This window comes from Variovorax xiamenensis, from assembly GCF_050916385.1.
Lineage (GTDB): Bacteria > Pseudomonadota > Gammaproteobacteria > Burkholderiales > Burkholderiaceae_C > Variovorax.
In genome coordinates, this window is the sequence record NZ_CP139038.1 from 3,884,344 (window position 1) to 3,902,575 (window position 18,232).

General features: G+C 66.1%; 17 protein-coding genes. 6 read left to right on the forward strand and 11 right to left on the reverse strand.

All coding sequences use genetic code 11. The annotated features are described in order from the left end of the window. The first annotated feature begins 6 nt into the window (after positions 1 to 6). The 4 genes from SFB74_RS17680 to SFB74_RS17695 all read left to right on the forward strand — a co-directional run bounded on the left by SFB74_RS17680 (position 7) and on the right by SFB74_RS17695 (position 4,037). Complete coding sequence (locus tag SFB74_RS17680; RefSeq protein WP_432725516.1) at positions 7 to 789, forward strand: oxepin-CoA hydrolase, alternative type; 783 nt, start codon at positions 7 to 9, stop codon at positions 787 to 789. Between the two features lie 77 nt (positions 790 to 866). Next, positions 867 to 1,586 carry a Crp/Fnr family transcriptional regulator gene (locus SFB74_RS17685; RefSeq protein ID WP_093202289.1) on the forward strand — a complete coding sequence of 240 codons (720 nt, stop codon included), beginning with the start codon at positions 867 to 869 and terminating at the stop codon, positions 1,584 to 1,586. Positions 1,587 to 1,631: 45 nt separating this feature from the next. Further along, positions 1,632 to 2,738 carry a phosphotransferase gene (locus SFB74_RS17690; RefSeq protein ID WP_432725518.1) on the forward strand — a complete coding sequence of 369 codons (1,107 nt, stop codon included), beginning with the start codon at positions 1,632 to 1,634 and terminating at the stop codon, positions 2,736 to 2,738. 27 nt (positions 2,739 to 2,765) lie between these two features. Then, positions 2,766 to 4,037 (forward strand): acyl-CoA dehydrogenase family protein, encoded by a 1,272-nt coding sequence (locus tag SFB74_RS17695; protein ID WP_432725519.1) that lies wholly within the window; start codon positions 2,766 to 2,768, stop codon positions 4,035 to 4,037. A gap of 102 nt (positions 4,038 to 4,139) precedes the next feature. On the opposite strand, the gene SFB74_RS17700 is transcribed toward SFB74_RS17695, so the two are convergent. The 5 genes from SFB74_RS17700 to SFB74_RS17720 all read right to left on the reverse strand — a co-directional run bounded on the left by SFB74_RS17700 (position 4,140) and on the right by SFB74_RS17720 (position 9,660). Then, positions 4,140 to 4,637, reverse strand: coding sequence for a GNAT family N-acetyltransferase (locus SFB74_RS17700; RefSeq protein ID WP_432725520.1), 498 nt, complete (start codon positions 4,635 to 4,637; stop codon positions 4,140 to 4,142). Further along, positions 4,634 to 5,971 carry a phosphoglucosamine mutase gene (gene glmM, locus SFB74_RS17705; protein ID WP_432725522.1) on the reverse strand — a complete coding sequence of 446 codons (1,338 nt, stop codon included), beginning with the start codon at positions 5,969 to 5,971 and terminating at the stop codon, positions 4,634 to 4,636. The genes SFB74_RS17700 and glmM overlap by 4 nt, the downstream gene beginning before the upstream one ends. Before the next feature lie 29 nt (positions 5,972 to 6,000). After that, positions 6,001 to 6,786 carry a dihydropteroate synthase gene (folP, locus tag SFB74_RS17710; RefSeq protein WP_432731960.1) on the reverse strand — a complete coding sequence of 262 codons (786 nt, stop codon included), beginning with the start codon at positions 6,784 to 6,786 and terminating at the stop codon, positions 6,001 to 6,003. A 119-nt stretch (positions 6,787 to 6,905) separates the two neighbouring features. Continuing rightward, positions 6,906 to 8,825 carry an ATP-dependent zinc metalloprotease FtsH gene (gene ftsH / locus SFB74_RS17715; protein WP_432725523.1) on the reverse strand — a complete coding sequence of 640 codons (1,920 nt, stop codon included), beginning with the start codon at positions 8,823 to 8,825 and terminating at the stop codon, positions 6,906 to 6,908. Positions 8,826 to 8,991: 166 nt separating this feature from the next. Beyond that, the gene (locus SFB74_RS17720; protein ID WP_432725524.1) at positions 8,992 to 9,660 is read right to left on the reverse strand and encodes an RlmE family RNA methyltransferase; all 669 of its coding nucleotides are present in this window, start codon (positions 9,658 to 9,660) and stop codon (positions 8,992 to 8,994) included. A 33-nt stretch (positions 9,661 to 9,693) separates the two neighbouring features. On the opposite strand from SFB74_RS17720, the gene SFB74_RS17725 reads away from it, so the two are divergent. Together SFB74_RS17725 and SFB74_RS17730 are read left to right on the forward strand one after the other, a co-directional pair. After that, positions 9,694 to 10,173, forward strand: coding sequence for a YhbY family RNA-binding protein (locus tag SFB74_RS17725; protein WP_432725525.1), 480 nt, complete (start codon positions 9,694 to 9,696; stop codon positions 10,171 to 10,173). A gap of 44 nt (positions 10,174 to 10,217) precedes the next feature. Further along, the gene (locus tag SFB74_RS17730) at positions 10,218 to 10,937 is read left to right on the forward strand and encodes a glycosyltransferase (RefSeq protein WP_432725526.1); all 720 of its coding nucleotides are present in this window, start codon (positions 10,218 to 10,220) and stop codon (positions 10,935 to 10,937) included. A gap of 68 nt (positions 10,938 to 11,005) precedes the next feature. Here the strand turns inward: SFB74_RS17730 and SFB74_RS17735 are convergent, their stop codons facing one another. The 6 genes from SFB74_RS17735 to SFB74_RS17760 all read right to left on the reverse strand — a co-directional run bounded on the left by SFB74_RS17735 (position 11,006) and on the right by SFB74_RS17760 (position 18,230). Continuing rightward, positions 11,006 to 11,431, reverse strand: coding sequence for a DUF4149 domain-containing protein (locus SFB74_RS17735; protein WP_432725527.1), 426 nt, complete (start codon positions 11,429 to 11,431; stop codon positions 11,006 to 11,008). 14 nt (positions 11,432 to 11,445) lie between these two features. Further along, entirely contained in the window at positions 11,446 to 11,922 is a 477-nt protein-coding gene (greA, locus tag SFB74_RS17740) for a transcription elongation factor GreA (protein ID WP_432725528.1), read from the reverse strand. A 64-nt stretch (positions 11,923 to 11,986) separates the two neighbouring features. Next, a complete protein-coding gene (locus SFB74_RS17745) occupies positions 11,987 to 12,856 on the reverse strand; it encodes a Kdo hydroxylase family protein (protein ID WP_432725530.1) in 870 nt (289 codons plus the stop codon). 11 nt (positions 12,857 to 12,867) lie between these two features. Next, a complete protein-coding gene (gene carB / locus SFB74_RS17750) occupies positions 12,868 to 16,116 on the reverse strand; it encodes a carbamoyl-phosphate synthase large subunit (protein WP_126468480.1) in 3,249 nt (1,082 codons plus the stop codon). Further along, the gene (gene carA / locus SFB74_RS17755) at positions 16,109 to 17,302 is read right to left on the reverse strand and encodes a glutamine-hydrolyzing carbamoyl-phosphate synthase small subunit (RefSeq protein WP_432725532.1); all 1,194 of its coding nucleotides are present in this window, start codon (positions 17,300 to 17,302) and stop codon (positions 16,109 to 16,111) included. Before carA ends, carB begins: the two co-directional genes overlap by 8 nt. Before the next feature lie 142 nt (positions 17,303 to 17,444). Then, a complete protein-coding gene (locus SFB74_RS17760) occupies positions 17,445 to 18,230 on the reverse strand; it encodes a TrmH family RNA methyltransferase (RefSeq protein WP_432725534.1) in 786 nt (261 codons plus the stop codon). Between the last annotated feature and the right edge of the window lie 2 nt (positions 18,231 to 18,232).

The window sequence follows — 18,232 nt, forward strand, 5'->3', positions numbered from 1 at the left end:
CCATCCATGAGCACCGCAGAACTCAAGAGCACGAGCGAGGGCAGCACCATGGTGCTGACGATCGCCAATCCATCCCAGCGTAATGCGCTGGGCCCCGAGATCTACGCCGCGGGCATCGAGGCGCTGAACAAGGCCGAGAACAGCGCGGAAATCCGCAGCGTCGTCATCGTGGGCGAAGGCTCATGGTTCTGCGCCGGCGGCTCGCTGCAGCGCCTGCTGGCCAACCGCCAGCTCGACCGCTCGGTGCAGGCCGAGAGCATCGAGGGCCTGCACAACTGGATCGACTCGATCCGTACCTTTCCCAAGCCGGTCATCGCTGCCGTCGAAGGCGCGGCGGCAGGCGCGGGCTTCTCGCTCGCGCTGGCCTGCGACTTCGTGGTGTCGGCGCGCGACGCGGTCTTCGCGGCCTCGTACAGCAACGTTGCGCTGTCGCCCGACGGCGGCCTGAGCTGGCACCTGGGGCGCCAACTGCCGCGCCAGCTCGCGAGCGAATGGCTGATGAACGGCGAGCGCATCGCCGCGCCGCGCCTGCACGCGCTGGGCCTGGTCAACGAACTCACCGAAAGCGGCCAGGCGCTCGCGGGCGCGTTGGCGCTGGCGGGCCGACTCAACGCGCGTGCACCGAATTCGCTGGCCAGCATCAAGGAGCTGCTGAGCGAGGCCCAAAGTGCCACGCTGGCCTCGCAGCTTTCGCAGGAGCGCGACCACTTCGTGCGCAACCTGCACCATGCGAACGCGGGCATCGGCATCGCCGCGTTCCTCGAGAAGAAGCCGCCGCAGTACGAGTAGCCCAGTAACCGAGCAGCGCCCGACGGCGTCGCTCCCGTGACACCCACCAGCTTTCCAGTCGCCGAGAGGACAGACCAATGGACGACCCCATTCTTACCATCGAAGAACGTGAAGCGATCAACAGTGGTCGCTGGTTTTCTTCCCTTTCTCCATCGCTGCGGCACGACATCCTCCGATGCGCCTTCGTCAAACGCTACAAGGACGGCGACCTGATCGCCGCCCGCGGCGATCCGCCCGAACACTGGATTGCCTGTGCCAAGGGCGCGGTGCGCGTGAGCTCGACGGCCGTCTCGGGCAAGCAGGTGACGCTGACCTACGTGGAGCCGGGCATCTGGTTCGGCGACGTGGCGATGTTCGACGGGGACCGTCGCACGCACGACACCTACTCGCATGGCGACACCACCATCCTGTGCGTGGCGCGCGCCGACTTCCAGAAGATCCTGGCCTCGCACGTGGAGCTGTACGAGGCGCTGATGCGGCTGCAGGCGCGCCGCATCCGCACGCTCTTCGGGCTGGTGGAAGACCTCAACACCCTGCCGCTGCGCGCGCGGCTGGCCAAGCAGCTCATTCACCTCGTGCGCAGCTACGGCGTGCCGAACCTGGAAGACGGCAGCCAGATGCGCATCGGCCTGCAGCTGGCGCAGGAAGAACTGGCGCAACTGCTGGGCGCCTCGCGCCAGCGGGTCAACCAGGAGCTGAAGACCATGGAGCGCGAGGGCACCATCCGCATCGAGCCGGGCGGCCTCGTGGTGCTCGACCGCTCGGCGCTGATGCGCGTCTCGGAAGCTGAAAGCTAGAACGACAACTACAACGACAAACCCAGGCAGACAAGACATACCGACATGAGCCAGGACTTCTCCTCCTTCATCGGCACCCGTGCCGTCTCGCAACAGCACGCCTTCGACGTCGACGCGCTCGCGGCCTGGCTCGGGAAGAACCTCGACGGCTTCAAGGGCCCGCTGACGGTCGAGATGTTCAAGGGCGGCCAGTCGAACCCGACCTACAAGCTGGTCACGCCCACGCAGAGCTACGTGATGCGCGCCAAGCCGGGCCCCGTCGCGAAGCTGCTGCCTTCCGCCCATGCGGTGGAGCGCGAGTTCAAGGTGATGAGCGGACTGGCCGGCACCGACGTGCCGGTGCCGCGCATGTACTGCCTGTGCGAGGACGAGAGCGTCATCGGCCGAGCCTTCTACGTCATGGAGTTCATGCAGGGCCGCGTGCTGTGGGACCAGTCGCTGCCCGGCATGAGCAACGCCGAGCGCGACGCCCACTACGACGAGATGAACCGCGTGATCGCCGCGCTGCACACGGTCGACTTCGCCGCCCGCGGCCTGGCCGACTACGGCAAGCCCGGCAACTACTTCGAGCGGCAGATCGGCCGCTGGAGCAAGCAGTACAAGGCCTCGGCCGACGGCGCCGGTGAGCTCTCGCAACCCATCGATGCCATGGAGCGGCTGATCGACTGGCTGCCCGCGCACATGCCCGCTAGCGCGCGCGACGAGAGCAAGGTGTCGATCGTCCACGGCGACTATCGCCTCGACAACGTGATGTTCCATGCCACCGAGCCGCGCATCATCGCGGTGCTCGACTGGGAGCTTTCCACGCTGGGCCACCCGCTGGCCGACTTCAGCTACCACTGCATGTCCTGGCACATGCCGCCGAGTACCGGGCGCGGCATCGGCGGCGTCGATGTCGCCTCGCTGGGCATCCCCACCGAGAGCGAATACATCCGCCGCTACTGCGAGCGCACCCGCATCAGCACGCCCGAGGCGCTCGCGCCCGACTGGAACTTCTACCAGGCCTACAACCTGTTCCGCATGGCCGCGATCCTGCAAGGCATTGCCAAGCGGGTCGAGGCCGGAACCGCGTCGAGCGAGCAAGCCGTGGCTTCGGCCCGCGGCGCCCGCCCCATGGCCGAAATGGCCTGGCAGTTTGCCCAAAAGGCATAAGCCGCCCCACCCCACCAGGAGACGAAGATGGATTTCGAATACTCGGCCAAGACCAAAGACCTGCAGAAACGCGTCCAGGCGTTCATGGACGACCACATCTATCCGGCCGAAGCCGAGTACAGCGCCGAGCTGGCCGCGAACACGGCCGCCGGCAAGCGCTGGAGCGCGCTCAAGACGGTCGAGAAGCTCAAGGAAAAGGCCAAGGCCCAGGGCCTGTGGAACCTGTTCCTGCCGGTCGACAGCGCCGCGGCATCGGGCTACGACGGCGCCGGCCTGACCAACCAGGAGTACGCGCCGCTGGCCGAGATCATGGGCCGGGTGCCATGGGCATCGGAGGCCTTCAACTGCTCGGCGCCCGACACCGGCAACATGGAGACCATCGCGCGCTACGGCTCTGAAGAGATCAAGGCACGCTGGCTCAAGCCGCTGCTCGAAGGCCAGATCCGCTCGGCCTTCGCCATGACCGAACCCGAAGTGGCTTCGAGCGACGCCACCAACATCTCCACGCGCATCGAGCGCCAGGGCGACGAGTACGTCATAAACGGCCACAAGTGGTGGATTTCGGGTGCGGCCGATCCGCGCTGCGCGGTCTTCATCACCATGGGCAAGAGCGACCCCGAGGCGCCGCGCCACTCGCAGCAGAGCATGATCGTGGTGCCGGCCGACGCCAAGGGCATCCGCATCGTGCGCCCGCTGAACGTGATGGGCTATGACGACGCGCCGCACGGCCACGTCGAGATGTACTTCGAGAACGTGCGCGTGCCAGCCAGCAACATGCTGCTGGGCGAAGGCCGCGGTTTCGAGATCGCCCAGGGCCGCCTCGGCCCCGGCCGTATCCACCACTGCATGCGCCTGATCGGCCTGGCCGAGCGCGCGCTGGAGCTGATGTGCAAGCGCGCCTCCTCGCGCGTCGCCTTCGGCAAGACCGTGGCTTCGCAGACCGTGACGCAGGAGCGCATCGCCGAAGCTCGCTGCAAGATCGACATGGCCCGCCTGCTCACGCTGAAGGCTGCGTGGCTGATGGACGTGGCCGGCAACAAGGTCGCGAAGAACGAGATCGCCATGATCAAGGTCGTCGCGCCCTCGATGGCCTGCCAGGTGATCGACTGGGCCATGCAGGTCCACGGCGGTGGCGGCATGTGCGACGACTTCCCGCTGGCTGCCGCCTATGCCGGCGCGCGCACGCTGCGCTTCGCGGACGGTCCGGACGAAGTGCACCGCAATGCGATCGCCAAGTGGGAGCTGGGCAAGTACGCGCCGGGCAAGGCCGACGCTGAAATGCCGGTGACGCGTTTCTGATCCACCCGTTTCGACGACTCCTCTTCAGGTTGAAGAGGGTCGACGAACAAAGGGCCGGCGGCGAACGATTCGCCCCGGCCCTTTTTCTTTGGTCCCTTGTCCTCAGAGTTTCTTCTGCAGGAAGACGGCTGTGCCGAATGCCGGGTCGAGCTGGTAGCCCGCGAAGCCCTCGCGCTCGTAGGCGCGCAGCGCGGGCATGTTGCCCGACAACACCTCGAGCGTGAGCTTGCACGCCCCGCGCCTGTGGGCCTCTTCCTCGACCCGCGCGAACATCTTCTGCGCCACGCGCTGCCCGCGATGGCTGGACAGCACCACCACGTCGTGCACGTTCACCAATGGCCTTGCAGCGAAGGTCGAGAAGCCCTCGATGCAGTTGATGAGCCCCACAGGCTGGCCGCCGTCGTACGCCAGCACGCTGAAGGCCTGGGGACGCGCTGCCAGCGCCGCTGGCAGGCTTTCTCGTACAGAGGCGTCCAGCGGCTTGCCGCCGCCGGCCGGGTCGCTGGCATAGGCATCGAGAAGGCCGACCAGCGCGGCCGCGTGGGCGGCGTTGCGATAGTCGGCGATGAAGACTTCGATCTGCGCCGAGGCCGCCGTCATTGCGCTGGCTCCAGCGTAGCTGCGAGGCGCCTGGCGCAGGACTCGGCCTGCTTCGCGTCGCGGGCCTCGACCATCACGCGCACCAGCGGCTCGGTGCCGCTCGCGCGGATCAGCACACGGCCGGAATCGCCGAGTTCGGCCTCGATGCGCGTGGTTTCGCTGGCCAGCGCCTTGTTGGCCTTCCAGTCCTGATCGGGCGAGATGCGCACGTTGATCAGCGTCTGCGGGAACAGCGCGACGCCTTCGAGCAACTGCGCCACCGTCTTGCCGCTGCGCACGCAGGCCTGCAGCACCTGCAGCGCACTCACGATGCCGTCGCCGGTGGTATGGCGGTCGAGCGCCAGCAGGTGGCCGGAGCCCTCGCCGCCCAGCAGCCAGCCGCGCTTGTCGAGTTCCTCGAGCACGTAGCGGTCGCCGACCTTGGCGCGCACGAACTCGATGCCCTGCTTGCGCAAGGCCATCTCGACGGCCTTGTTGGTCATGAGCGTGCCGACCACGCCCACCGGCTTGTCGCCGCGCGCGATGCGTTCGGACACCATGAGGTAGAGCAGTTCGTCGCCGTTGAAGAGGCGCCCGCTGGCATCGACCAGCTGCAGTCGGTCGGCGTCGCCGTCGAGGGCGATGCCGTAGTCGGCCTTCTGCGCTGTCACCGCGGCGATCAGCGCCTCGGGATGCGTGGCGCCGAAGCCCTTGTTGATGTTCAGCCCGTCGGGCGAGACACCGATGCTGGTCACTTCCGCGCCCAGCTCGTGGAACACGTTGGGGGCCACCTGGTAGGCCGCGCCGTGTGCTGCGTCGACCACCAGCTTCATGTCGCGCAGCGTCAGATCGTTGGCGAAGGTGCTCTTGCAGAACTCGATGTAGCGGCCCGGCGCGTCGTTGAGGCGGCGGGCCTTGCCAAGGTTGGCGGAATCGACCCACACCGGGTCTTCCTCTAGCGCGGCCTCGACAGCCAGCTCCCAGGCATCGTCGAGTTTGGTGCCCTGGGCGCTGAAGAACTTGATGCCATTGTCGGGATAGGCGTTGTGGCTCGCGCTGATCACCACGCCGAGGCTGGCTCGCTGGGCGCGCGTGAGGTAGGCGACGCCGGGCGTCGGCAGCGGGCCGAGCAGCACGACATCGACGCCGGCCGAGTTGAAGCCCGATTCGAGGGCGGATTCGAGCATGTAGCCCGAGATGCGCGTGTCCTTGCCGATCAGCACCGTGGGGCGCGACTGTGTCCTCTTGAGCACGCGGCCCACAGCGTGCGCGAGGCGAAGAACGAAATCGGGCGTGATGGGTGCCTGGCCGACGGTGCCGCGGATGCCGTCGGTGCCGAAATACTTGCGGGTCATGTTGATCCTGTCTGCTCTTGTGTTTGTTGTTATGACTCTTGCGCCTTCATGGCACGCCATACGGCGAGTGCGGCAACCGTGTCGCGCACGTCGTGCACTCGCACCACGGCCGCTCCCCTGTCCACCGCCAGCACAGCGGCCGCAACGCTGGGCACGATGCGTTCGCCCGCAGTCTCGATACCGGTGACCGCGCCTATCGACGACTTGCGCGACCAGCCCAGCAGCAGCGGATAGCCACCGGCGAGCAATTCGCGCTGACGCGCGAGCAAGGCGAAATTCTGTGCCACGGTCTTGCCGAAGCCCACGCCCGGGTCGAGGGTGATGCGTGAAGGATCAACGCCAAGCGCACGCAGAAGCTGCGCCTGCTCCTGAAGAAAGAAGAGCACTTCCGGAACGATGTCTCCCGACATCGGCGCAGCCTGCATGGTCTGGGGATCGCGATGCATGTGCATCAGGCAGACGCCACACGAGGGATGTGCCGCGACGGCTTCGCGCGCGCCGGGCTGGCGCAACGCCCAGATGTCGTTGACGATATCCGCGCCCAGGTCGAGCACAGCACGCATGACTTCGGGCTTGTAGGTGTCGATGGAGATCGGCGCGTTCAGCTTCACCGCCTCGCGCACCACGGGCACCACGCGCGCCAGTTCGGCTTCGAGCGGCACGGCCGGGCTGCCGGGGCGGGTCGATTCGCCCCCGATGTCGAGGATGCCGGCCCCCTCCTTCAGCAGCTGCTCGCAGTGCCGAAGGGCCGCCTCGGTGGAGGCATGGGCGCCGCCGTCGGAAAAGGAATCGGGCGTGACGTTGACGATGCCCATCACGCGCGGCTGCGCGAGGTCGATGCGGAAACGGGAGGTCTGCCAGAAGGCGGCGGCCGGGTGTCCGCCATCGAAAACGGGGCCAGAGGCCCCGTTTTGGTTTGACGCCAGGCTCGCGCTCACGCTGCGTTGGGAGCCGGGTCGGTCGTCACGGCCGGCGTGCCGCCGCTGCCGCCACCGCTGCCCGAGGGCGGAACGCGCGGCGTCCAGTCCTTCGGAGGACGGGGTGCGCGGCCTGCCATGATGTCGTCGAGCTGCTCGGTGTCGATGGTTTCCCATTCGAGCAGCGCCTTGGCCATGGCATGCATCTTGTCGCTGTTCTCTTCGATGAGGTGGCGCGCCAGGGCGTACTGCTCGTCGATGATGCGGCGGACTTCCGAGTCGACCTTTTCCATGGTCTGCTCGCTCATGTTCGTGGTCTTGGTGACCGAGCGGCCCAGGAACACTTCGCCTTCGTTCTCGGCGTAGACCATCGGGCCGAGCGCATCGCTCATGCCGTACTTCATGACCATGTCGCGCGCCAGGTTGGTGGCACGCTCGAAGTCGTTGCTGGCGCCGGTGGTCATCTGGTGCATGAACACTTCCTCGGCGATGCGGCCGCCGAACAGCATGCTGATCTGGTTCAGCATGTACTCGCGGTCGTAGCTGTAGCGGTCCTGCGCCGGCAGGCTCATGGTCACGCCGAGGGCGCGGCCGCGAGGAATGATCGTGACCTTGTGGACCGGGTCGCACTTGGGCAGCAGCTTGCCGATGAGGGCGTGGCCGGACTCGTGGTAGGCCGTGTTGCGGCGTTCTTCCTCGGGCATGACCATGCTCTTGCGCTCGGGGCCCATGAAGATCTTGTCCTTGGCCTTCTCGAAGTCCTGCATCTCGACCACGCGCGCATTGCGGCGGGCAGCCATCAGGGCGGCTTCGTTGCAGAGGTTGGCCAGGTCGGCGCCGGACATGCCGGGCGTGCCGCGGGCGATCACGCTCGGGTTCACGTCCTGGCCCAGCGGGACCTTGCGCATGTGCACGCCGAGGATCTGCTCGCGGCCGCGGATGTCCGGCAGCGTCACGTAGACCTGGCGGTCGAAACGGCCGGGGCGCAGCAGTGCGGCGTCCAGGATGTCCGGGCGGTTGGTGGCAGCCACCACGATCACGCCGAGGTTGGTTTCGAAGCCGTCCATCTCGACCAGCATCTGGTTGAGCGTCTGCTCGCGTTCGTCATTGCCGCCACCGAGGCCGGCGCCACGCTGACGGCCCACCGCGTCGATTTCGTCGATGAAGATGATGCAGGGAGCGTTCTTCTTGGCGTTCTCGAACATGTCGCGGACACGGGCAGCGCCCACGCCGACGAACATTTCGACGAAGTCGGAACCGGAGATCGAGAAGAAAGGCACCTTGGCTTCGCCGGCGATCGACTTGGCCAGCAGCGTCTTGCCGGTGCCCGGAGGGCCGACCAGCAGCAGGCCGCGCGGAATGCGGCCACCGAGCTTCTGGAAGCGCTGCGGGTCCTTCAGGAAGTCGACCACTTCACGGACTTCTTCCTTGGCCTCGTCGCAGCCAGCGACATCGGCGAAAGTGACCGTGTTGTTGTTCTCGTCCATCATGCGGGCTTTACTCTTGCCGAAGCTGAACGCCCCGCCTTTACCGCCGCCCTGCATCTGGCGCATGAAGTAGATCCAGACGCCGATCAGCAGCAGCATCGGGCCCCAGCTGACCAGCAGCGTCATGAGCAGCGAGCTCTCTTCGCGCGGCTTGACGTCGAACTTGACGTTGTGGTCGATCAGGTCGCCCACGAGCCCGCGGTCGAGGACCGTGGCGGTCGTGCGGATCTTGCGATCGTCGTTGGTGACGGCGACGATCTCGCCGCCGGCGGCGCCTTCAGGAATGACGGCGCTCTTGATCTGGTTGTTGCGGACCTGGTCCAGAAACTCGGAGTAGCTGACTGTCCCCGAGCCGACGCCGCCGCGGGTGTCGAACTGCTTGAAGACAGTGAACAACACCATGGCGATGACGAGCCATACGGCAACTTTGGAAAACCACTGATTGTTCAAACGAAGCTCCAGGCTAAAGCGCGTGACAGATGAATGAAAAAACGCGCTGTGGGTACGCAATTGCGCCCCATTTTAGGCTTTTCAAGCTGCGAAAAGCGGGCATTTCCCTAATGCGGCCATAGCCTGACGTGGGTTTGTGCCGCCAAGGCTGTTGCTCGGCACGGTATCAAGGCGTATCCGAAGCCTTCAGGCCCACCCCGACCAGGAAAGTCTCGGCCGATTTGTCCCGCGACGCCTTGGGCTTGAAGGGCTTCACGACGCGGAAATTCGCCTTGAAGAGCTTCACCAGCTCGTCGTAGCCGCCGCCATGGAAAACCTTGGCCACCAGCGCGCCCTCGGGCTTCAGGTGGTTCTGGGCGAAGTCGATGGCGAGCTCGATCAGGTGCGACACGCGGGCGGCATCGGCCGAATGGATGCCCGACAGGTTGGGCGCCATGTCCGAAACCACAAGATCGGCCTTGCGGCCGGCCAGCACGCCCAGCAGCTGCTGCAGCAGTTCGTCTTCGCGGAAATCCCCCTGCAGGAAGGTCACGCCCTCGATGGGCTCCATCGGCAGCAGGTCGAGCGAAACGATGGTGCCGTTCAGCTCGCCGGCCGCGGCGCCGCCGGGCGACATGCGCCGGCGCAGGTACTGGCTCCAGGCGCCCGGGGCGGAGCCGAGGTCCACCACCAGCTGGCCCGGCTTGACCAGGCCCAGAGATTCATCGATTTCCTTGAGTTTGTAGGCGGCGCGCGCCCGATAGCCCTCCTTCGTGGCGAGCTTCACATAGGGGTCGTTGATATGGTCGTGCAGCCACGCCTTGTTGACTTTCTTGCTTTTGGCTTTGGTGCTCATGGGGGTCTTCGTGTACGGGTCGATAATACGGGGATGCCCGCCATTCAACTTACCCCTGCCGAGCGCAAGGTGCATCGCGCCGAAGCTCACCACCTGGATCCGATCGTCATGGTCGGTGGAGACGGGCTCACCCCTGCCGTGAAGAAGGAAGCCGACGCGGCGCTCAAGGCCCACGGCCTGATCAAGATCCGCGTCTTCTCCGACGACCGCCTGGCCCGCGACGCCATGCTGCGCGAGCTTGCCGAAGAACTCGACGCCGCCCCGATCCAGCACATCGGCAAGCTGCTGGTGCTGTGGCGCCCCAAGGTCCAGAAGGAGCGCGTGGTCGATGAAGACCGCATGCCCGGCCCGCGCGACGTGAAGATCGTCAAGTACAGCAAGCGCGGCGGCCAGCGCCCTGAAATCAAGACCCTGCGCGTGCTCGGCAACCAGCGCCTCACCCCTGGCGGCACCATCAAGCGCGCCAAGGCGAAGCGGCCGCTGTCGGTCAAGAAGCGCAATCAGGCGGATTGAGCCTGGTGGCAGCGGCCGAAGGCGCCCAGCGCCACATTCTCTGCATGAAATGGGGTACGAAATACGGCCCCGAATACGTCAACCGGCTCTACGCGATGGTCCGCCGCAATCTCAGCGGCGACTTCAAGTTCGTGTGCCTGACCGACGACGGCAACGGTGTGCGCCCCGAGGTGACCTGCCTGCCGATCCCGCCGCTCAACCTGCACTTGGCCCCCGGCCAGCGCGACGGCGCCTGGAAGAAGCTCACCACCTTCGAGCAGGACCTGCACGGCCTGCGCGGCCCCGCCCTCTTCCTCGACCTCGACGTGGTCGTCGTGGGCAGCCTGGACGCCTTCTTCGAGCAGCCAGGCGAGTTCCTGATCATTCACGACTACGACCGCCCCTGGCGGCGCGGCCGGATCACGGGCAACTCCTCGGTCTACCGCTTCGAGCTCGGCGCCCATGCCGACGTGCTGGCGTACTTCCGCGCCAACATGGACAAGGTCCAGGCCGAGTACCGCAACGAACAAACCTACCTGTCGGACGTGCTCCACAAGCAGGGCAAGCTGGCCTACTGGCCCGATGGCTGGTGCCCGAGCTTCAAGTACCACGGCATCCCGACCTGGCCGACCAATTACTGGGAAGAGCCCTTCGTGCCGGAGGGCGCCCGCATCATGGTGTTCCATGGCGAGTGCAACCCGCCGGACGCGCTGGCAGGCCGCCGCAATCGGGCCTTCCGGTTCATCAAGCCGGCGCGCTGGGTCGCGAAATACTGGAAAGAGTAGGAAGCGACAGGCAGAAAAGCAAAAGGCGGCCCGGGCCGCCTTTTTTCTTGCTCTGTCTTCGCTTCACTTCAGCCTGCCGTGCGGGCCCCCACGCGCCACAGCACCACGCCGGCGCACAGCCACTGCACGAAGTACATCCCGGTGCCCATGGCATGCCACAGCTTGAGGTTCTCGCGCGCCACGATGCGCGGCGCCACCGCATACTGCTGCAGCAGCGCCAGCAGCAGCGCGCCCAGGATGAAGAAGATGGTCGTCATCGCCGGCCCGCTCATGCGCTCGTCGGCCTTCGACCTGAAATGGATCAGCAGGATCACCCCGCAGGCGATGGCGATCCAGCTCTGCGCCTCGAACAGCTGCGCCGCGAAATTGCCTGCCACCGACGGGTTGCCCAGCTTCGCGAAGAGCATGGGCACGACGAGAAAGCCGATCGTCGTCAGGCTGCCCCACCAGAAGGCAGCCAGCATCAGCGCAATACGGTCCTTCAGGTCCTTCATGCTGCGCGGCGCGATCAGAGGTAGCTGACCGCCACGATCTCGTAGCGCTTCAGGCCGCCGGGCGTCTGCACCTCGGCGGTGTCGCCCTCTTCCTTGCCGATGAGCGCGCGTGCGATCGGGCTGGACACGTTGATCAGGCCCTGCTTCAGGTCGGCCTCGTCCTCGCCCACGATCTGGTACTTGACGGCGTCGCCGCTGTTTTCTTCCTCGAGCTCCACGGTGGAGCCGAACACCACCTTGCCGCCGGCATCGAGCTCGCTGGGGTCGATCACCTGCGAGGCGGAGAGCTTGCCCTCGATTTCAAGGATGCGGCCTTCGATGAAGCCCTGGCGGTCCTTGGCGGATTCGTACTCGGCGTTTTCGCTGATGTCGCCCTGCGCGCGCGCCTCGGCGATCGCATTGATGACAGCAGGACGGTCCACCGACTTGAGCCGGCGCAGTTCTTCGCGCAGCTTCTCCGCGCCGCGCTTGGTGATGGGGATGGTCGCCATATCTAGTTCTCCATAAAGCGAAACCGCCGAACGCTGCCGTTCGGCGGTCGATGGGGGACGGCGCTCAGACGAGCGTCCGTCCAGTCAGCCGGCTCAGGATGGCGAGCGGGCTCGAAGCGGGATTGTATTGCTTGGAAGCGTCCAGGTGGAGGGTCTGTTCGAGCATGTACTGACCCGCCATCACGGCGTGCGAAGTCTGGTCGGAGAAGCACACCCACACCGAGCCTGGCGGAAACTTGGCGGTTTCCTGCGGCGAACTCTCCTGATAAGCCATGTCCGACTTCATGCCGTCGTGCAGCTGCAGCATGAGGTGGTCGTATTCGCTGCGGAACGACTTGGTCACGTGCAGTGCCTGCAGCAGCTTGGCCTGCCAGCGCGAGTACGGCTTGGCACGCGGCAGGAAGCGCTTGGCGATGTCCTCGAAAGGCTCGCCCACACGCCACACGCGCGGCGCGCCGTCGGGGTTCACGTTGGTGAAGACGCGCAGGATGCGCTCACCGTAGTTCGGCCGCGACGGGAATGCATCCACGTGCAAGCGCCGGTCGTCGGCGCGCCACGACTGCACGCGCGTCTCGACCTGCGCCGGACGGTAGCTGGTGGGCGCCAGACGCAAGGCCGGCGCGTAGTGCGGCAGCAGCCCGTGGATGAGTTGCGTGGCCTGCGCCCTGAAGCGCCCCACCATCGCGGCCGCGGTGCGCTGCACCGTCTCGTCGCCCACGGCGCCCTTGAGCTTGCCGTTGGCATCGAGGCTGATGTTGCGCACTTCCGGCGACAGCAGGCTGGGCGTGAGCAGGCTGCGTTCTTCGGGCAGCAGCTCGAAACCCAGGCGCGGGAAGTACAGCACCTTGCCCGCCTCCAGCTCCGCGATCCACGCCTCGTTGGGCGTGGCCGCGTTCCAGTCGGCCAGGCCGAGTTCGACGAGCTGCGTTTCCATGGCTGTGACGCTCAGGCCGTGGCCAGTTGCGCGTGCATTTCCTGCACCGAGATCACGCCGAGCTCGTCCATGAAGCCCATGCCCTCGACCGCGGCTTCTGCGCCGAAGATCGTGGTGAAGGTGGTCACGCGAGCCTGCAGGGCCGAGGTGCGGATCTGGCGCGAATCGGTGATGGCGTTGCGGCGCTCTTCCACCGTGTTGATGACCAGCGCAATCTCGTTGTTCTTGATCATGTCCACGATGTGCGGGCGGCCTTCGGTCACCTTGTTCACCGTCGCGCACTCGATGCCCGCGGCGTTGATGGCGGCAGCCGTGCCCTTGGTGGCGATCAGCTCGAAGCCAAGCTTGGCCAGGCCGCGTGCCACCTCGACGGCGCGCGCCTTGTCGTTGTTCTTCACCGAGATGAAGACCTTGCCCGACTTCGGCAGGTGCGTGCCCGCGCCCAGTTGCGACTTCACGAAGGCTTCGCCGAAGGTCTTGCCCACTCCCATCACCTCGCCGGTCGACTTCATCTCGGGGCCGAGGATGGTGTCCACACCCGGGAACTTGACGAACGGGAACACGGCTTCCTTCACGCTGAAGTACGGCGGCGTCACTTCCTTCGTGATGCCCTGCGACTTCAGCGACTGGCCAGCCATGCAGCGTGCAGCCACCTTGGCGAGCTGGATGCCGGTGGCCTTGCTCACGTAGGGCACCGTGCGCGACGCACGCGGGTTCACTTCGAGCACGTAGATGACGTCCTTGCCGTCCTTCTGCTGGATGGCGAACTGCACGTTCATCAGGCCGACCACGTTCAGCGCTGCCGCCATCGCAGCGCTCTGGCGCTTCAGCTCGGTCACCGTCTCGGCGCTCAGGCTGTAGGGCGGCAGCGAGCAGGCGGAGTCGCCCGAGTGCACGCCAGCCTGTTCGATGTGCTCCATCACGCCGCCGATGAGGGTCTGGCCCTCGGCGTCGCGCAGGCAGTCGACGTCGCATTCGACGGCGTCATTCAGGAAGCGGTCGAGCAGCACCGGCGAGTCGTTGCTGACCTTGACGGCTTCGCGCATGTAGCGCTCGAGGTCGCGCTGCTCGTGCACGATTTCCATCGCGCGGCCGCCCAGCACGTAGCTCGGGCGCACCACCAGCGGGTAACCCAGCTCGGTGGCCTTCTCGAGGGCCTCGGCCTCTGTGCGCGCGGTGGCGTTCGGCGGCTGCAGCAGCTTGAGTTCATGCAGCAGCTTCTGGAAGCGCTCGCGGTCTTCGGCCGCGTCGATCATGTCGGGCGAGGTGCCGATGATCGGCACTCCGTTGGCCTCGAGGTCGAGCGCGAGCTTCAGCGGCGTCTGGCCGCCGTACTGCACGATCACGCCCAGCGGCTTCTCGCGGTCGACGATCTCGAGCACGTCCTCGAGCGTCAGCGGCTCGAAGTACAGGCGGTCGGACGTGTCGTAGTCGGTCGACACGGTCTCGGGGTTGCAGTTGACCATGATGGTCTCGTAGCCGTCCTCGCGCATGGCGAGCGCGGCGTGCACGCAGCAGTAGTCGAACTCGATGCCCTGGCCGATGCGGTTGGGACCGCCGCCGAGCACCATGATCTTCTTCTTGTCGCTCGGGTCGGCCTCGCACTCGTCTTCATAGGTCGAGTACATGTAGGCCGTGTTGGTGGCGAACTCGGCCGCGCAGGTGTCCACGCGCTTGTAGACCGGGCGCACGCCCAGGGCACGGCGCTTCTCGCGGATGGCCGTGTCGGTGGTGCGCAGTTGCTTGGCCAGGCGGCGGTCGGAGAAGCCCTTCTGCTTCAGCAGGCGCAGCGTGGCGGCGTCGATGTCGTCGAGCGACTTGGTTTCCAGCTCGAGCTCGATCTTCACGATCTCCTCGATCTGCACCAGGAACCACGGGTCGATCTTCGTGAGCGCGAACACTTCATCGACGCTCATGCCCTGGGCGAAGGCATCGCCCACGTACCAGATGCGCTCGGGGCCGGGCTCGCCCAGTTCCTTCTCGAGCACTTCGCGGTCCTGCGTCTTCTCGTTCATGCCGTCGACGCCGACTTCGAGGCCGCGCAGCGCCTTCTGGAACGATTCCTGGAAGGTGCGGCCCATGGCCATCACCTCGCCCACCGACTTCATCTGCGTGGTGAGGCGCGAATCGGCCTGCGGGAATTTTTCGAAGGCGAAACGCGGGATCTTGGTGACCACGTAGTCGATCGAGGGCTCGAACGACGCCGGCGTGGCGCCGCCGGTGATCTCGTTGCGCAGCTCGTCGAGCGTGTAGCCCACGGCCAGCTTGGCCGCGACCTTGGCGATCGGGAAGCCCGTGGCCTTGGAGGCCAGAGCCGACGAACGCGACACGCGCGGGTTCATCTCGATGACGACCATGCGGCCGTCCTTCGGGTTGATCGAGAACTGCACGTTCGAGCCGCCGGTGTCGACGCCGATCTCGCGCAGCACGGCCAGCGAGGCGTTGCGCAGGATCTGGTATTCCTTGTCAGAGAGCGTCTGGGCCGGTGCCACGGTGATCGAGTCGCCGGTGTGCACGCCCATCGGGTCGAGGTTTTCGATCGAGCAGACGATGATGCAGTTGTCGGCCTTGTCGCGCACGACTTCCATCTCGTACTCCTTCCAGCCGAGCAGCGATTCTTCGATCAGCAGCTCGTTGGTGGGCGAGGCTTCGATGCCTCGCTTGCAGATGGTCTCGAACTCTTCCGGGTTGTAGGCAATGCCGCCGCCGGTACCGCCGAGCGTGAAGCTGGGGCGGATCACGGTCGGGAAGCCGACGTTCTTCTGCACCGCCCAGGCCTCGTCCATCGAGTGCGCGATGCCGGAGCGGGCCGAGCCCAGTCCGATCTTGGTCATCGCGTCCTTGAACTTCAGGCGGTCTTCGGCCTTGTCGATGGCCTCGGGCGTGGCGCCGATCAGCTCGACGGGCTTGTTGGTGGCTGCGCCCGTGTACTTGTCGAGCACGCCGTTGCGCCAGAGGTCGAGCGCGCAGTTCAGCGCGGTCTGGCCGCCCATGGTCGGCAGGATCGCGTCGGGGCGTTCCTTGGCGATGATCTTCTCGACCGTCTGCCAGGTGATGGGCTCGATGTAGGTGACGTCGGCCGTGGCCGGGTCGGTCATGATCGTCGCGGGGTTGCTGTTGATCAGGATGACCTTGTAGCCCTCTTCGCGCAGCGCCTTGCAGGCCTGCACGCCGGAGTAGTCGAACTCGCAGGCCTGGCCGATGATGATCGGGCCGGCGCCGATGATGAGGATCGATTTGAGGTCTGTGCGCTTAGGCATTCTCTTTCTCCGTCTTTTCCGTCTTGTTCTTTTCCATGAGTGCCGTGAAGCGATCGAACAGGTAGCCGATATCGTGCGGGCCCGGCGAGGCTTCGGGGTGGCCCTGGAAGCAGAATGCGGGCTTGTCGGTGCGCGCCAGGCCCTGCAGCGTGTTGTCGAACAGGCTGATGTGGGTGGGACGCAGGTTGGCCGGCAGCGACTTCTCGTCGACCGCGAAGCCGTGGTTCTGGCTGGTGATGCTCACGCGGCCGTTGTCCAGGTCCTTCACCGGATGGTTCGCGCCGTGGTGGCCGAACTTCATCTTGAAGGTCTTGGCGCCGGAGGCCAGCGCCATGATCTGGTGGCCCAGGCAGATGCCGAAGGTGGGAATGCCGGTCTCGATCAGTTCCTTGACGGCGCTGATGGCGTAGTCGCAGGGCTCCGGGTCGCCGGGGCCGTTGGCCAGGAAGATGCCATCGGGTTTCAGCTTGAGCACGTCGGCCGCGGGCGTCTGTGCCGGCACCACGGTGATGCGCGCGCCGCGCTGGGCGATCATGCGCAGGATGTTCTTCTTGACGCCGTAGTCGAAGGCGACGACGTGGAACTTCGGCGTGATCTGCACGCCGTAGCCAGAACCCAGCTTCCACTCGGTCTCGGTCCATTCGTAGGTCTGCTTGACCGACACGACCTTGGCGAGGTCGAGGCCCGACATGCTCGGCGCGGCCTTGGCGGAGGCGATGGCCTTGTCGATCAGCGCCTGCGTCACGGTCTCGCCCGCGGCCAGGCCCAGGATGCAGCCGTTCTGCGCGCCGTTGGTGCGCAGGTGGCGGGTGAGCTTGCGGGTATCGATGTTCGCGATGGCCACGGTGTTGCCGGACACGAGGTACTCGGTCAGCGTGGCGGTCTTGCGGAAGTTGGAGGCGACGAGGGGCAGGTCCTTGATGATCAGGCCCGCGGCATGGATCTTGTCGGCTTCGATGTCCTCGCCGTTGACGCCGTAGTTGCCGATGTGCGGATACGTGAGGGTCACGATCTGCTGGCAGTAGCTCGGGTCGGTGAGGATTTCCTGGTAGCCGGTCATGGCGGTGTTGAACACCACTTCACCGGTCGTGGAGCCGGCGGCTCCGATCGAGTTGCCGAGAAAGACCGTGCCGTCTGCGAGCGCCAGGATGGCGGGCGGGAAACTTCCCTTGAGAGACAAAAGCACTGGGTTCTCCGGATGGTTACGGTCGCCCGGAGCCTCAGGCGCGATGCCTGGGGACTGCTGCTTAAGGGGAGGATGGCGTTGTAGGCGGCCGGGCGACGCTGATTTGCGAGTAAGCCCCCGATTGTAGCTCGGACTGGATGTGTTATCCGGCCTGCAGGGCTGCTCCGCTCGCATGCAGGCAGATCGCGGCGGCCGCGGCCACGTTGAGCGACTCCTCCCCACCCGGCTGCGCGATGCGGATGTGACGGGAAGCCCGGGCTTCCAGCGCCGCCGACACCCCCTGCCCTTCGTGTCCCATCAGCCAGGCGCATGGATGCGGCAATTCAGCCTTGTGCAGCCATTCGCCGCGATGCGAACTGGTCGCCACCAACGGCATGTTCAGCCCGTCGAGCACCTCGGCGTCCACGCCTTCGATCAGCCGCAGGCCGAAGTGCGCCCCCATGCCGGCGCGCAGCACCTTGGGCGCCCACAACGCAGCGGTGCCCTTGAGCGCGATCACCTGGGTGAAGCCGAAGGCGGCTGCGCTGCGCAGGATGGAACCGGCATTGCCGGCATCCTGGAGGCGGTCGAGCACGACGCTGGGTGCGTCGGGCAGCAATTCGGGGCGGGTGGGCAAGTCGAGCACAAAGCCCATCGGCGCAGGCGATTCAAGGCCGCTGACGTCGCGCAGCAGGTTGTCGGCGACGACTACGGTTTTGATAGCACCGATCGACCACTCGGCCGGCGCCTTCGGCCAGAAAGACTCCGAAAACACGGCAACGGCAGGCTTGACGCCCCGCGCCAGGGCCGCTCGGCACAGGTGATCGCCCTCGAGCCAGATCCGGCCGAGCTTGCGATAGGCACCCGGATCCTGCGCGAGCTTGCGCAGGTCCTTGAGCAGCGGGTTGTCGCGCGAGCTGATGTGGCTGGCGCCGGTGTCGGAGGTCATCG